14 protein-coding genes are annotated in these 15,626 nt (G+C 36.6%); 6 read left to right on the top strand and 8 right to left on the bottom strand.

The window, feature by feature from the left end; genetic code table 11:
- Window positions 1-3: 3 nt before the first annotated feature.
- On the bottom strand, window positions 4-936 hold the full coding sequence (gene glyQ / locus J3U66_RS11550) for a glycine--tRNA ligase subunit alpha (protein ID WP_267334291.1): 933 nt from the start codon (window positions 934-936) through the stop codon (window positions 4-6).
- Window positions 937-1,145: 209 nt separating this feature from the next.
- On the opposite strand from glyQ, the gene envC reads away from it, so the two are divergent.
- Window positions 1,146-2,357, top strand: a complete 1,212-nt coding sequence (gene envC, locus J3U66_RS11545) for a murein hydrolase activator EnvC (protein ID WP_267334292.1) — start codon at window positions 1,146-1,148, stop codon at window positions 2,355-2,357.
- Window positions 2,357-3,178 (top strand): divergent polysaccharide deacetylase family protein, encoded by an 822-nt coding sequence (locus tag J3U66_RS11540; RefSeq protein WP_267334293.1) that lies wholly within the window; start codon window positions 2,357-2,359, stop codon window positions 3,176-3,178. Before envC ends, J3U66_RS11540 begins: the two co-directional genes overlap by 1 nt.
- Here J3U66_RS11540 and rapZ read toward each other — a convergent pair whose 3' ends face one another.
- The 4 genes from rapZ to dsbB all read right to left on the bottom strand — a co-directional run bounded on the left by rapZ (window position 3,179) and on the right by dsbB (window position 6,044).
- Window positions 3,179-4,027 carry an RNase adapter RapZ gene (rapZ, locus tag J3U66_RS11535; RefSeq protein WP_065634009.1) on the bottom strand — a complete coding sequence of 283 codons (849 nt, stop codon included), beginning with the start codon at window positions 4,025-4,027 and terminating at the stop codon, window positions 3,179-3,181.
- A gap of 84 nt (window positions 4,028-4,111) precedes the next feature.
- On the bottom strand, window positions 4,112-4,708 hold the full coding sequence (locus J3U66_RS11530; RefSeq protein ID WP_267334294.1) for an XTP/dITP diphosphatase: 597 nt from the start codon (window positions 4,706-4,708) through the stop codon (window positions 4,112-4,114).
- Between the two features lie 67 nt (window positions 4,709-4,775).
- On the bottom strand, window positions 4,776-5,432 hold the full coding sequence (gene rluA / locus J3U66_RS11525; RefSeq protein ID WP_267334295.1) for a bifunctional tRNA pseudouridine(32) synthase/23S rRNA pseudouridine(746) synthase RluA: 657 nt from the start codon (window positions 5,430-5,432) through the stop codon (window positions 4,776-4,778).
- 78 nt (window positions 5,433-5,510) lie between these two features.
- Window positions 5,511-6,044: a disulfide bond formation protein DsbB gene (gene dsbB / locus J3U66_RS11520; protein WP_267349067.1), complete on the bottom strand. Its 534-nt coding sequence runs from the start codon at window positions 6,042-6,044 to the stop codon at window positions 5,511-5,513.
- A gap of 149 nt (window positions 6,045-6,193) precedes the next feature.
- On the opposite strand from dsbB, the gene rluC reads away from it, so the two are divergent.
- Window positions 6,194-7,177, top strand: coding sequence for a 23S rRNA pseudouridine(955/2504/2580) synthase RluC (gene rluC / locus J3U66_RS11515; protein WP_267349066.1), 984 nt, complete (start codon window positions 6,194-6,196; stop codon window positions 7,175-7,177).
- Window positions 7,178-7,201: 24 nt separating this feature from the next.
- Entirely contained in the window at window positions 7,202-7,864 is a 663-nt protein-coding gene (locus tag J3U66_RS11510) for a histidine phosphatase family protein (RefSeq protein WP_267334298.1), read from the top strand.
- A gap of 81 nt (window positions 7,865-7,945) precedes the next feature.
- On the opposite strand, the gene J3U66_RS11505 is transcribed toward J3U66_RS11510, so the two are convergent.
- Together J3U66_RS11505 and proS are read right to left on the bottom strand one after the other, a co-directional pair.
- Window positions 7,946-9,403, bottom strand: coding sequence for a M48 family metalloprotease (locus J3U66_RS11505; RefSeq protein ID WP_065798965.1), 1,458 nt, complete (start codon window positions 9,401-9,403; stop codon window positions 7,946-7,948).
- A gap of 763 nt (window positions 9,404-10,166) precedes the next feature.
- Complete coding sequence (gene proS, locus J3U66_RS11500) at window positions 10,167-11,888, bottom strand: proline--tRNA ligase (protein WP_267349065.1); 1,722 nt, start codon at window positions 11,886-11,888, stop codon at window positions 10,167-10,169.
- 357 nt (window positions 11,889-12,245) lie between these two features.
- Between proS and J3U66_RS11495 the strand changes: the two genes are divergently transcribed.
- Together J3U66_RS11495 and J3U66_RS11490 are read left to right on the top strand one after the other, a co-directional pair.
- A complete protein-coding gene (locus J3U66_RS11495) occupies window positions 12,246-13,550 on the top strand; it encodes a serine/threonine transporter (protein WP_267334300.1) in 1,305 nt (434 codons plus the stop codon).
- 254 nt (window positions 13,551-13,804) lie between these two features.
- Window positions 13,805-15,172 carry an L-serine ammonia-lyase gene (locus J3U66_RS11490; RefSeq protein WP_267334301.1) on the top strand — a complete coding sequence of 456 codons (1,368 nt, stop codon included), beginning with the start codon at window positions 13,805-13,807 and terminating at the stop codon, window positions 15,170-15,172.
- Window positions 15,173-15,244: 72 nt separating this feature from the next.
- Here the strand turns inward: J3U66_RS11490 and J3U66_RS11485 are convergent, their stop codons facing one another.
- Window positions 15,245-15,604: a helix-turn-helix domain-containing protein gene (locus tag J3U66_RS11485; RefSeq protein WP_267334302.1), complete on the bottom strand. Its 360-nt coding sequence runs from the start codon at window positions 15,602-15,604 to the stop codon at window positions 15,245-15,247.
- Window positions 15,605-15,626: the final 22 nt, after the last annotated feature.

Raw genomic sequence — 15,626 nt, 5'->3', positions numbered from 1 at the left:
ATCCTACTTTGATGCACTTTGATTTGACGGTGAATGTTGGCACATTGGAAAACCAAGCGCTTCACGTGATGCATAATATGCTTCAGCAACCATTTTGGTTAATGTTCGAATGCGCAATATATAACGTTGGCGTTCAGTTACTGAAATAGCTTTACGCGCATCAAGTAAATTAAAACAGTGTGCAGCTTTTAAAATACGTTCGTAAGCAGGTAGTGGCAGCGGTTTTTCTAATTCAAGTAACATTTTTGCTTCTTTTTCATGTTGTTCAAAGCAATAAAATAGAAAATCAATATTGGCATATTCAAAATTATACGTTGATTGCTCAACTTCATTTTGATGGAACACATCACCATAAGTGGTTTTACCAAATGCGCCATCACTCCAAACCAAATCATACACACTATCGACACCTTGAATATACATCGCAAGGCGTTCTAAACCATAAGTGATCTCACCAGTGACGGGTTTACACTCAAGACCACCCACTTGTTGGAAATAGGTAAATTGAGTCACTTCCATCCCATTTAACCATACTTCCCAGCCAAGCCCCCAAGCACCTAATGTAGGGTTTTCCCAGTTGTCTTCTACAAAACGAATATCATTAACGGTTGGATCGAGCCCTAACTCTTTTAATGAACCCAGATAGAGCTCTTGAATGTTGTCTGGAGAGGGTTTTAAGATAACTTGAAATTGATAGTAGTGTTGTAACCTATTAGGGTTTTCACCATAGCGCCCATCAGTTGGACGGCGAGAGGGTTGAACGTAAGCAGCATTAATGGGTTCAGGTCCAAGAGCGCGTAAACACGTCATCGGGTGTGAAGTACCGGCCCCAACTTCCATATCCAATGGCTGAATCACCGTACAACCTTGATTAGCCCAGTAATCTTGTAACGTTAGTATTAACCCTTGAAAGGTTTTGACATTAAACTTTTGCATGATGTTATCTTTATGGTTGAATTGATTGTTCGATAATTTAAATAGTGTTGTATTTTATACTTTTTATTGGAGCTTGTGAAATGCCTAATTACTATCTGTTGCAATTACTCTCAATGCTTATCTAAATAGTTTTGGTTTTGCATCTTTATGCATTTCTAGGTATAGTGTTTTATCCCTTTTGCTTGGTTATCAATACTTATCATAATGCCATGGCTATTTATCGATATTTTCTAACGTTTATTTTTATTGGACTTACACAAGTTAATGTTTTGTATGCTGCTGATGATAATCAGCAGTTACAGACTTTGCGTCGTTCAATTCAAGAACAAGAAAATCGTTTAGCTGAGCAAAAAAAAGAGCGAAACCAATTAGTTAATGATCTTAAACAGCAAGAAACAGAAATTGCAAAATTATTGACTTCAATTGAGAAAAACGATTTAACTTTAAAAAAAATCGATAGTGAAATTAATCGGTTAATTAAACAAATTGAACAATTAAATATTAAGCAACAACAACAGCGAGATGCATTATCTAAACAACTTGAAAGCGCATTTAAATTAGGAAAAACAACAGGTTTATCGCTGATTTTTGCCAGTGAACAAAGTGAGCGTAATGAACGGCTGATTAATTATTATGGTTATATTAATCAAGCTAGACAACAACTGATTAATGCACTTCGTGAAACGCAATTACAGTTAAATGAAAAAAAATTAACGTTACAAAATAAACAAATTTCACAGCAAGCATTACAAACCAAACAGAAACAAGAACAAGTTGGTCTTGAAAAAAACCGTCAAGATCGACAAAAAACCATTACTTCGCTCGAATCATCCATGCAGGTCAATCAACAAAGATTGGCTGAACTGCGTGAAAATGAAACCAAGTTACAAGCAAAAATTGCTCAAGCCGAAAAAGAGAGTCGACGATTAGCCGAAGAAGAAGCAAGACAGGCAAAACATATTGAGCAGAAACAAAAAAACACCAACTACACTTTAAATTCTGATGAACGGGCATTAATGGCACGTGTCAGTGGTATAGGCAAACCACAACACCAATTTAATTGGCCGGTCACAGGGCCAGTCGTACATCGATTTGGTGAGTCATTGCAAGGTGAACTGTATTGGAAAGGTATGGTAATTAATGCGAAGGATGGTACCCAAGTTAAGGCAATCGCTGATGGTCGAGTGATACTGGCCAGTTGGTTGCAAGGTTATGGTTTTGTGGTTGCACTTGAGCATGGTAAAGGCGATATGAGTTTATATGGTTATAACCAACGTGTTTTAGTCGATGTAGGCGATAAAATCTCCACTGGACAGGCCATTGCTTTAGTTGGTTCAAGTGGAGGGCAAAATAGTTCTGGACTCTATTTTGAGATTCGCCGAGATGGTAAGGCGTTAGATCCTAAAGGTTGGTTAAAATAATGTATCGTTTAATCATTCACATACTTATTAGTCTGTTATTTTTTAATCCAAGTCTAGTTTTTGCGGCACAATTAGCTCTGGTTATTGATGATTTTGGTTATCGGCAACATAATGAAGAGCAAATTATAAAATTATCAACCGATATAACAGTTGCGGTTTTACCCCATTCACCTAATGCAAAACGTATCGCTAATATGGCTCATGAACAGGGGAATGATGTGATTATACACTTACCCATGGCACCAATGGGTAAGCAGCCACTAGAAAAAGATACATTGTTCCCCACTATGAGCGAAACTGAGATTAATCGCATTGTGAATAATGCTATTGAGCGTGTACCTCATGCTATTGGTGTTAATAATCATATGGGTAGTTTAATGACATCCAATCTTAATGGTATGCAATATGTTATGAAAGCACTTAGCCCACACTCTATGTTTTTTTTAGATAGTAAAACGATTGGCAAAACAGCTGTTAAAACAGCAGCGAGCGCCTATAATATACCTGTAGTTGTGCGTGATGTATTTTTAGATGATCAGCAAAATGAACATGCTATTAACCAGCAATTTGAATTAGCTATTCAAGTTGCTCGTAAAAAAGGGGTTGCCATTGCCATTGGTCATCCTCATCCACAGACACTCAATGTGTTAAAAAATAAATTAGCGCAATTGCCTTCAGATATAACATTAATCAAAGTCAGTGAGCTTGTTACACCACAACCTGAACCAATAAAGCCAAAAGCAACGTTAAAAGAGATTATGGACAGATATAAACAGCGCTGCGATCAAGTTTGGCATTTTTATCATACCGAAAACAAATAATTATTTTTTTTCTAAGGTTCGGTGACGGATTTGTACTTGCTTATTTTGTGCTTTGAAAAATTCAGCCAGCTGTTCAGCAATAAAAACGGAGCGATGTTGGCCTCCGGTACAACCAATAGCAATGGTTAAATAACTACGATTGTTTTTTTCTAACATCGGTAACCATTGCTGTAAATAACTGGCTGTTTGATAGATAAAATTGGTCACTTCATCATGCTGAAATAGATATTTTTTTACTGGCTCATCTAATCCAGTTAGGGGACGTAGTGCAATATCCCAATGGGGATTAGGTAAAAAACGGACATCAAAAACAAAATCGGCATCGACTGGCAAACCATGTTTAAAACCAAAGGATTCAAAGATCATGGTTAATTCACGTTCTTTTTTACCTAAAATACGTGTTCGTAAAATGTCTGATAGTTGATGTACTGAAAGATTATCAGTATTAATGACTAAACTTGCATTGGATTTTAATGATTCTAAATATTTTTCTTCAAGATCGATTGCTTCTTCAAGCGAGTATTTTTGATTGGTCAAGGGATGGATTCGTCTGGTTTCGCTATAACGACGAATTAGGGTATTGCGGCTACAGTCAAAGAAGATAATCTCGGGTGTGACAGAGTTTGGCAGTTGTTGCAAAATGTCGCGGTTAAAATCAAAATTTGGCGGTAAATTGCGAATATCGATGCTAACAGCAACGGGGGTATTATTGTTTTTTAATGAGTCGGCTAATTGTGGCAATAGCACAACAGGGATGTTATCCACACAATAAAAACCCATATCTTCTAGTGCACGTAGTGCAATCGATTTTCCAGAACCTGAACGGCCACTAACGATCATCAGAATCACAATGTTAACTCCAATATGCTAATTAACTTAAGTATATACCGTTTACTCAACAAGATGCAATTTCATATATCGATGATATTGCTATTAATATTCGGATTTTATTTTAGTAATTAACTGTTTTAACGCTTGACCACGGTGTGAAATCTGACTTTTATGTTCTTTGCTAAGTTGGGCAGCTGTGCAATCTAATTCTGGTATATAAAACAGTGGATCATAGCCAAAGCCGCCTTCTCCTTGCTCTTGATTTAGGATTAATCCATGCCATTTGCCTAAACAAATAATCGGTGTTGGATCGTTATCATGGCGCATAAAAACCAAGGCACAATAAAAATAGGCAGTGCGCTTTTCTGTTGGGACATTGTGTAGTTGTGAAAGTAATTTTTGATTATTTAATTTATCGTTACCATGGTAACCCGCATAACGCGCGGAATAAATGCCTGGCGCACCATTAAGGGCATCAACCACTAAACCTGAATCATCAGCAATAGCAGGTAGTCCTGTTAATTTTGCGGTATGCCTTGCTTTTAAAATGGCATTTTCGATAAAAGTTAAACCTGTTTCATCGACATCGGGAACATTAAATTCTTTTTGTGCCACAATATTAAAGCCAGCATCGGCTAAAAGCGTTTGCAATTCGTTGACTTTGCCTTGATTATTAGTTGCTAAAACAATTTTTTGCATCTTTAATTCCTTACCATAAAATTATGTTGATAACTATCGTTAACCGTTGTTCGATTTATAAGTTTCGTTAAAAATCGGGATCGCAGTTAAAGGTCATACTTTCACCTGTCTTGGGGTGGAGAATTGTTAACGATTGCGCATGGAGTAACAATCTTTTAGACCGAGAAAAGGCTTCAGGATGTGCATAAAATTTATCGCCTAAAATAGGATGTCCCAGTGCTTGCATATGCACGCGTAATTGGTGTGATCGACCCGTAAAAGGCGATAAGCTAACCCGAGTTGTGTTATCAGGGTTTCTTGAAATGACTTGATATAACGTCAGTGCAGGCTTGCCATTTTCTAAATCGACCATTTGTCGTGGACGGTTTGGCCAATCACAAATCAACGGTAATTCAACTTGACCGCTATCCTCTTTAATATGCCCATAAACTACGGCAATATAATTTTTTTTGGGGATTCGTTCTCGAAATTGCTTTTTTATTTCTCGATCGGCGAGTTTAGATAAAGCGGCAACCATAATGCCACTGGTTGCCATATCTAATCGATGAACGGACTCGACGTAGCTAAATTTTTGCTGTAAACGATGAATAATACTATCGATAAATTGAGGTTTGTTGCCCGACACCGATAAAATACCGGGTTGTTTATTGACAACAACAATATGATCATCTTGGTATAAGATAGAGAGCCAAGGATCAATAGGGGGATGATATTCCAAAAGCATTTATGTATGACAATTTATAAGATAAAATTGCCACACATTCTAACAAACTCAACAAAAAGTGCCAGTTTTATAGCACACCTAATTTTTCCATAAGGTATTTTTGTTTACTGCAAAAAATTGGGCAATAAACACGAATAATCCAACTATAAAATAGCAAGCAAAAATAATGATCATCCATTGTGACATTTCAATGGTTAAAAAAGACCAAATTTTATCTGCACACGAGCCGTAAGCATTAAACAGGCCCGGTATCCACTCGTTTAAAGGTAGCCATGATGGAAACTGAACATTAATAGCGCAAGTGTCACTAAAGTTTGGTTCGAATTGTAAATGGGCGTGAAATGTTGCTAAGTTAAAGCCTTTATATGCACTAATTAACCAAATGGCGATCCCCATTATTCTAAAAATAAAATTACTCGGTGCAATTAAGCCAATAATACTGGCTAACATGATGCCAAAAATGGCGCAACGTTGATAAATACACAGTGTGCAAGGCGCTAGTCCTAAGCTGTGTTGAAAATAAAGTGCAGTTAACTCGAAAATAAGGGTTGAGAGGAAGAGTAAAAACCAAGCAAATCTTGCGCGAGAGTATTGATTAAGTAACGATAACATACTGTTTTATTCCTCCATATTCGGCTATAATTAGCTATCTTTAATTATATCGAAAATAATCTGTCTTTATTTTTAATTAGTGGTAGTGTAGTTTATTTTCGAATAATGTAAACGACTTTTATTTATTGATGGCGGATTAATCATTTCTTATGGATTCAAACGTTCCACAAACAAAATTACAGGTCTCATTTGTTATCATCACTGAAGAAAATGCGACGCAGCGAATTGATAACTTTCTTATCACACACTTGAAAGGTGTGCCAAAAAGTATGATTTATCGCATACTGAGGAAAGGTGAAGTACGCGTTAATAAAAAACGCATTAAACCCGAGTATAAGCTCAATATTGGGGATGAAATTCGTATACCGCCTATTCGCGTAGCAGAAAAAACCTCACCTGAAATCTCAACTAAATTAAATAAAGTTGCCGATTTAGAAAAAGCCATTATTTATGAAGATGACGTGATATTGGCCATTAATAAACCCTCGGGTATTGCTGTTCATGGCGGTAGTGGTTTAAGTTTTGGGGTCATTGAAGGACTTCGAGCATTAAGGCCTGAAGCAAAATTCCTGGAATTGGTTCATCGAATCGATCGCGAAACATCAGGTGTGTTACTCATTGCTAAAAAACGTTCAGCATTAAAAGCACTGCATGAACAACTGCGTTTAAAACAGATGAAAAAGAACTATTTAGCATTAGTAAAAGGTGATTGGCCTTCTGAATGCAAAGTTATACAGGCACCGTTACTTAAAAATGTTTTGAAAAGTGGCGAACGAGTGGTTAAAGTCGATAAAGAAGGTAAACCTTCAGAGACACGTTTTAAAGTTGAAGAGAGATTTAAGTTTGCAACGTTGATTAAAGCCAGTCCTGTTACAGGCCGTACACATCAGATTCGTGTACATACTCAATATGCCAATCATCCTATTGCATTTGATGATCGTTATGGTGATAGCCAATTTGATAGGTTATTAGCCAATACTAAACTTAATCGATTATTTTTGCATGCAGCCAATGTGACCTTTATTCATCCTAAAACGTTACAAGATATGCAGTTAAGCGCAACAATGGATGATAAATTACAAGCATGCTTAAGTTATCTTAGAACAGAAAAGCATCATCAAACCGAATCTTAAATTGAAAAAAAGTAGTGAGGACGAATGAAAGATCTTAATTTATACTTAATTAGACATGGCCAAACCGAGTGGAATATTAAAGATCAGATGCAAGGATCGCAAAATTCACCGTTAACTGAACAAGGTATTTTGGGCGCGAAGATTACAGGCCAATATTTAAAGCATATTCCTTTTATGCAAGCTTATTCAAGCCCACAGCTACGCGCTAAAGAAACACGTGATTATATCGTTCACGAAAATGATAATAAAATTCCAACCTTTGAATTAGCCGATTTATGTGAGATGGATTTTGGTCTTTGGGAAGGAAAATCTGTCCCTTATTTGAAAAAAGAAGTGCCTGAATTTAATACTTATTTAACCGATCCAGCTAACTTTGATGCTTCTGTTAATCACGGTGAAAATTATCTTGATACACTGGTACGAATGAAACGTGCACTGCATACCATTACTCAAAATGCCAGTGAAGATAAAGGTAATATTTTAGTTGTTTCGCATGGCACCGTGTTACGTTTATTACTTTGTGTATTAAATGGTGGTGATTGGCGTTTACATCGGGATGAAGACTATTTTCCACGAATGTTAAATACCAGTGTCAGTGTAGTAAATTATCAGCAACAAGATGGTCAATCTGAAGGTAAATTTACGGTTAACTATTATAATAATGTTGATCATTTAGCTGATAAATAACCAGCAATTTACCCCATTTTTATTTCTCGACTAATGCCTTTTATAACGTTAGTCGAGAAATATTGAGCCTAATTAGTAAACTTATCTATTTTTACTATAAGGGGCGTAACGTTTTTGAAGTTGTTGTAACTGATTTATTCTGGCATCAATCTTCGATATCATTGTTTGATCGCCATTAGTTTGTTTTTTGGCATTTTGCAGTAATTGAATAGATTGTTGAAATTGCCCCTCTAATGCAACAAGTTCAGCTCTTGCACTCATTTCTTTTGCCCTTGAGTTTAATCCACCATAAGCTGTAATTAGCAGATCCCAACCATTTGTATCATCACTATGATCAAAGGTATAACGGTGTAATAAGCTCACCGCTTGTTGATAATTACGATTTTTAACGTATGCGTTAGCCAAGTTTAATTGTAATGCTGAACTATCTGGGGATTTTTTTAAAGCAGTTTGTAACCGATTAATCGCTGCTGCATTATTATTCATGTCCAGATCAATATCTGTCATTAAATCGATGTACCACAGATTATTTGGATCATTATCTAGTAATGGTTGAAGTTGCTGTTTGGCTTTTTGGTAATTGTTATTACGATAATCAAACAGAGCATTAGCATAGACTAAAGCAATCTTACTTTGTTCATTATTCAACTTTTTATAATCTTCAATTAATAATTTACCGGTATTTTGATTATTAGTTATTAAAATAGCCAAACGCGCTTTTGCTAAATAGTAGTTTAGAGAGGGGGGAAGCTCTTTTTTACTATATTGCATAGAACGGCTACGGATATCAGATAAACGGCTATTTGGTAGTGGGTGAGTGAGTAAAATCTCAGGTGGTTTACTGCTAAACCGCGTTTGATCAGCTAATTTTTGTAAAAATTCGGATGAAGCATAAGGATCAAATCCTGCCTTAGCCAATGTTCTAAGCCCCACGCGATCGGCTTCTTGTTCATTAGCTTGTGTAAAACTAATTGTGTTTTGTGCAGAACCTGCCATCGTACTTGTCATCGCGGCCATTCCAGCATCAGGATTCGCCAGCGTAAGTAGTAATGAGCCTAATGCTGCGCCCCAAACATAAGGACTATTACGGTTTTGGTTTTCCATTGCTCTGGCTAAGTGACGTTGAGTCACATGGCCGATTTCGTGCGCCATAACTGAAGCTAATTGACTTTCATTATCAGTGTCTAAAATCAGTTTAGAATGAATCACCACATTACCGCCAAAAAAGGCAAACGCATTTAAGACATCACTGCGCATAATATAAAAATGAAAAGGTGTTTGGACTGATTCCGCTTTTGACACGAGTTTTTTACCTAAATCATTAATATATTGATTGAGTACGGGATCATTGATGATAGGGGCATCGGCTCGTAGCAAACGCATATAATAATCCCCCATTTCCATCTCTTGACCGATGCTTAAGGTTGATGCAGCAGCGGTTCCCATATCAGGTAGGTTAATGTTATCAGCAAAAACTAACGGTGAGTTTTGCAACAATAATGAGGTAGTGAGTGCCAATGCGATTGCTTTTTTTAACATTATTTAGACCACTTAAATTAACAATTAGATTGCCTTATTTTAGCTGAAAAAAAACGCAATATCACTGTCAATTTTAATTCAATACGAATATTAAAAAGAGATTAACTTACGCGTGTAATTACTTACTTAGGGAAAGTTATTTTAAACTAATTTATTAAAAAAATTATTGAAATACTGCGTGGCAAATTTTTCAATATTAACTGTTTTATATACTTAATAATATTCGGGTACACATTATAGTGATGATCGAATTCAGGCTGCATTAATTGATTAACAACTTTAGCTTTACCCAATTGAAAAACTAAACGGTATATAGCACCGGTCATGCTAGTTCGTTCACTGCCATGTCAACAATGAACTAATATTGGTTTGGTGATTGTTTAAAAGATTTAAGTATTACAATGATTTTTCGTCGGTAATCTGACTAGTCCGTATCTTAATCCAAACTTCGGTAAGATCGGTATTTTTCAAGCTATCCCGATCACTATGCAATACATGCAAGTTGATTATGGTTTTAAAACCTAGCTTATTCAGATATTGTATCTACTTTATAGTCGGCTGTTTTGTTCGACAAATATTATTCCAATTTGATAAAAATTATTGGGTTATTGTGAATGAGGTTTCACTTTATATTGATAGTCAATTATGAATAATGCTAGAAAACACAACAATAATATCTCCCTATTTTTTTAAAACTCAAACATTAAGAGTGATTAAGTGTTGTGCTTTCTTTAACATTATTAAGATTAAATCAGTAATGGTTTTATGCTTTACTTTGACGATTTTTGATAAATTCTACAATATCGTTAATTTTTATCATTTGCTTATCACCACCACAGCGATGTTTATATTCCACTTCACCATTTTCTAGATTACGTTCACCAATAACAATAGTATGTGGAATACCAATTAACTCTGCATCGGCAAACATCACACCTGGTCGCTCTTTACGATCGTCAAATAAAACTTCAATGCCAGAAGCTTGTAAATCAGCATACAGTTTTTCAGCAGTTGCTTGCACTTTTTCTGATTTATGCATGTTCATTGGGATGATGACCACACTAAATGGGGCTATAGCTTCTGGCCATACAATACCTCGATCATCATGGCATTGTTCGATTGCAGCTGCAACAATTCGGCTAACCCCAATACCATAACAGCCCATAATCATTACGTGGTTTTGTCCATCTTCGCCTTGGACCGTTGCTTTCATTGCTTCTGAATACTTCGTACCAAGTTGGAAAATATGCCCAACTTCGATACCACGTTTAATCTGTAATGTCCCTTTACCATCAGGGCTAATATCGCCTTCCACCACATTACGGATATCTTCAACTCTTGGTAACGCAACATCACGCTCCCAATTGATATTAACGTAATGTTTATGGTCGATATTCGCACCGGCACTAAAGTCACTCATCACAGCCACATCGCGGTCAATAATGATTGGCATATTAAGATTCACAGGGCCTAATGAACCTGGCCCAGCATTGACAATTGCTCGAATTTCCTCTTCAGTTGCAAATTCAAGTGGTGATGCCACAATATCAATTTTTTCTGCTTTGATTTCGTTCAACGTGTGATCACCACGAACTAATAAAGCAACAAGTTGGTGCCCACTCTCTTTTGTCGCCTTAACCATGAGTGTTTTAACTGTTTTTTCAATTGGTAAATTGAATTGTGCAACTAATTCATCAATCGTTTTTGCATTTGGTGTATCAATGCGTTCCATCACCTTAGTTGGTGCTAAGCGGCTTTGCGTTGGTGCTAATGCTTGTGCCATCTCGATATTAGCGGCGTAATCAGATTCAGTTGAAAAGACAATATCATCTTCGCCACTATCGGCTAATACTTGGAATTCGTGAGACCAGTTACCGCCAATTGAGCCTGTATCGGCACGCACCGCTCTAAAGTTTAATCCGGCACGAGTAAATACTGCACTATAGGCTTTATACATATCATCATACGTTTCTTGTAATGATTCTTGTGATGTATGAAACGAGTAGGCATCTTTCATAATAAATTCACGCGAGCGCATTACACCAAAGCGAGGTCGCACTTCATCACGAAATTTGGTTTGAATTTGGTAAAGATTAAGTGGTAATTGTTTGTATGAGCTGACTTCATTACGTAACAAATCAGTGATGACTTCTTCATGAGTTGGACCTAAAACAAAATCACGATTACCACGGTCTTTTATCCGTAATAATTCAGGACCATATTGTTCCCAACGCCCACTCTCTTGCCAAATATCGGCAGGTTGAACAACCGGCATTAATACTTCGATCGCACCGGCTTTATTCATCTCTTCGCGAACAATGTTTTCAACTTTTTTTAGTACACGATAGCCAGTGGGTAACCAAGTATATAATCCAGCGGCAACTTTACGGATCATGCCGGCACGTAACATTAATTGATGGCTAATCACTTCAGCATCTGCTGGAGTCTCTTTTAATGTAGAAAGAAGATATTTACTGGTTCGCATACATTTATCCTGAAAAATAATTTATCTATAAATATAATAAAAATGTTAGCTAGTTTAGCAGTACAGCGCGTAACACTAAAGTAATTTTATTGTTATTTTTTTAGCATCGGCGTAATGAACCTAAAGAGATTGAGCAAACAGACTCACAAATTTATTCACTAGCAATAATGCTTTTTGTGCATTTTGTATCAAAATTGATACTTTATTGATTTTGCGGTTGGTTAGGTATCAAAAGAGATATCTTTATCTTATTGATTATATTTGATTTTTTGTTAATTTGTGTGATGTAGATCACTTTAGTAACGTTTTTAAATTGATATCATACGCACAAATTTTTAGGTATAGGAGAATAGTAATATGGATAGTGCCATAGCCAATAAAAAAGCTAGTGAGGTAAAAAGTGAGGCAAAATTACCCAAGTGGCGTAAAAGTGATACGTTATGGATGCTGAGTCTGTATGGAACAGCAATCGGTGCAGGCGTACTGTTTTTACCGATAAATGCAGGTGTTGGGGGGTTAATTCCATTATTAGTAATGTTAGTGCTTGCCTTTCCGATGACATTTTTTGCCCATCAAGCATTATGTCGATTTGTTTTATCGGGTAAAAAACCTGAAGGCGATATCACCGTTGTTGTTGAAGAGGCATTTGGACGAACTGCTGGAAACTTTATCACGGTGCTCTATTTTTTTGCTATCTACCCCATTTTATTGGTTTATAGTGTTGGGATCACCAATACCGTTGATAGCTTTATGGTACATCAATTAGGCATGGCATCGATACCTAGGGCGTTATTATCCTTTATATTGGTCGCTTTTTTAATGTCGATTGTTCACTTTGGTGAAGAGCTGATTGTCAAAGTGATGTCGATTTTGGTGTTTCCGTTTATTGCTGTACTGATGATTTTAGCGTTATTTCTAATTCCGGAATGGAATGGTGAGATTTTTTCCAACGTTTCACTCACCAGTGCTGGCAGTGAAGGAAGTCAAAGTATTTTAATGACGCTGTGGTTGGTTATTCCGGTTATGGTGTTTGCATTTAATCACTCTCCAATTATCTCTTCTTTAGCTGTTGCTAAACGCAAAGAGTATGGCGATGTTTATGCTGAACAAAAATGCTCTAGAATTATTGCAGCAAGTAATATAATGATGGTCGTTACTGTCATGTTTTTTGTGTTTAGTTGTGCACTATGTTTGACCCCTGCTGAGTTATTGGATGCAAAAGCACAAAATATTTCGACATTATCTTATTTGGCAAACCGATTTAATTCACCTGTGATTGAGTATATTGGTCCTCCAATTGCGTTTATTGCAATGGCTAAATCATTTTTAGGGCACTATTTAGGGGGTAAAGAGGGCTTTAATGGGGTGGTGAATAAATTACTACGTAGCTGTGATAAAACAATTTCACCAGCAAAATTAGATAAAATTGCCATTGGTTTTATGTTTATCACTGCTTGGGGAATAGCAACACTCAATCCAAGTATTTTAGGTTTAATTGAATCATTGGGAGGACCAATTTTAGCAATACTTCTGTTTTTAATGCCAATGTATGCAATTCACAAATTACCGGCATTAGCTAAGTATCGTGGCAAATTAAGCAATGTGTTTATTGTCATTATGGGATTGATTGCTATTTCAGCAGCTATTTATAATTTGCTTTAAGCTTGAATTTATCCGTTATGATGACCATCTAAAGAAAAAATCCGCTTAGGTTAATAGGCGGATCAATATTTTTCGAGTTGATATCAGTTGTGTTTTTAATCAATCTTGATTTTCATTTTAAGGATTAGGCGCGTTGCCCTAATTGCTGGTTGTTAAACGTTTAACACAGATATTTATTATCTAATTTGATTGAGTAATCTATAAAGTATCTATCAATGTGGTTTAGTTACATTGAGTTTTGAAAAGGGAAAAATATGAGTTCGGTATTTGAAATATTTAAAATCGGTATTGGGCCGTCAAGTTCACATACAGTCGGACCAATGCGAGCCGGAAAAGCATTTGTCGATGAGCTGATAAGTAAAGGGTTGATGCCGTCTGTGACAAGAATTGTAGCGGACGTTTATGGTTCATTATCATTAACAGGTAAGGGACATCAAACCGATATTGCCATTATTATGGGACTGGCAGGTGAAAAACCCGATACCGTAAATATTGATAACATCCCGATATTTATTGAAAAAATTAGCCAGACTAATCGATTACCGATTTATAACAATCGTTATGAAATTGATTTTCCGCTAGCTGAGTGTATGATTTTTCACTCTAAGTTTTTACCATTGCATGAAAATGGTATGACACTCAGCGCTTATCATGGTGATGATTTGCTGTTGCAAAAAACTTATTACTCTGTTGGTGGTGGCAAAATTGTTGAAGAAGCACAATTTGGTCAACAAGATCAAAATCCAGTTTTATTGCCTTACCCATTCTCGACTGCTGCGCAGCTATTAAAATCGTGTGAAGATAATTCGTTATCCATTTCCAGTATTATGATGAAAAACGAGCTGGAACTGCACTCTTATGAAGAGATTGAAAACTATTTTCATCATGTCGGGCAAACCATTTTAGATTGTATAAAACGGGGAATGAATACCGAGGGGCTATTACCAGGTCCACTTAAAGTGCCACGTCGTGCGTTTTCGCTATACCGTCAATTATCGACCACTAAAGATAATATTATTAGCGATCCTATGGTGATTATTGATTGGGTCAATATGTTTGCCTTAGCGGTGAGTGAAGAGAATGCTGCTGGTGGACGGGTGGTAACAGCGCCAACTAATGGTGCATGTGGGATTATTCCTGCTGTTCTTGCCTATTATGATAAGTTTATTAATCCTGTTACGCCTGAAATCTCAATGCGTTTCTTTTTAACTTGCGGAGCAATAGGGCAACTTTACCAAAAAAATGCCTCAATATCGGGAGCAGAAGTCGGTTGCCAAGGTGAAGTGGGTGTTGCTTGTTCAATGGCTGCTGCTGGTCTTGCCGAGCTTTTAGGTGGAAATCCACAGCAAGTTTGTATGGCCGCTGAGATTGCCATGGAACATAATTTAGGTTTGACTTGCGATCCGGTTGCTGGGCAGGTACAAGTGCCGTGTATTGAGCGTAATGCAATTGCCTCTGTTAAAGCAATTAATGCGACTCGAATGGCGTTAAGGCGCACAACAGTTGCCAAAGTGTCGCTTGATAAGGTGATTGAAACAATGTATGAAACCGGTAAAGACATGAATGCTAAATATCGTGAAACATCACGAGGCGGGCTGGCAATTACCGTTTACTGTAATTAATTCGCCGTTAACTGAGATAGATTAATCCTTCAATTTGCCGACTAGTCATTTGGTGAATTGAAGCGATCAAAGTTAATATTTCCAGCGCATGGTATTCGCCTTGGAACGTAAAAAGTCATTATTAACCAGCATATCGACTTTTTCACTTTTTATTGAACGTAACTTTCTTTTTCGTTTGGCTTGATTGGTTGATGTGCTATGCATTAGTTCATTGTAGGCGAGTAAATTATTGAGTTGATCAAGTTCGTCTAATCCTCGTAGAACGTTTATTAGTGTATGTAAAGTAATGGATTCACCATTTTCTATACGTTTAATTGTTGCTATGCCAAGTTCAGATTTTTGAGCAAGTTCTTGTTGAGATAAATTTTTTTCAATTCTTGCCAATTTAATTCTGCGACATAACATTGCAACAATTTCAGTTGTTTGATTCATGCGTGATCCTCAATATAAACAT

This window comes from Gilliamella sp. B2969 (assembly GCF_026536195.1).
Classification (GTDB): domain Bacteria; phylum Pseudomonadota; class Gammaproteobacteria; order Enterobacterales; family Orbaceae; genus Gilliamella.
Note: the sequence above shows the minus strand (reverse complement) of the source record. Positions and strands in the feature narration are given on the sequence as shown.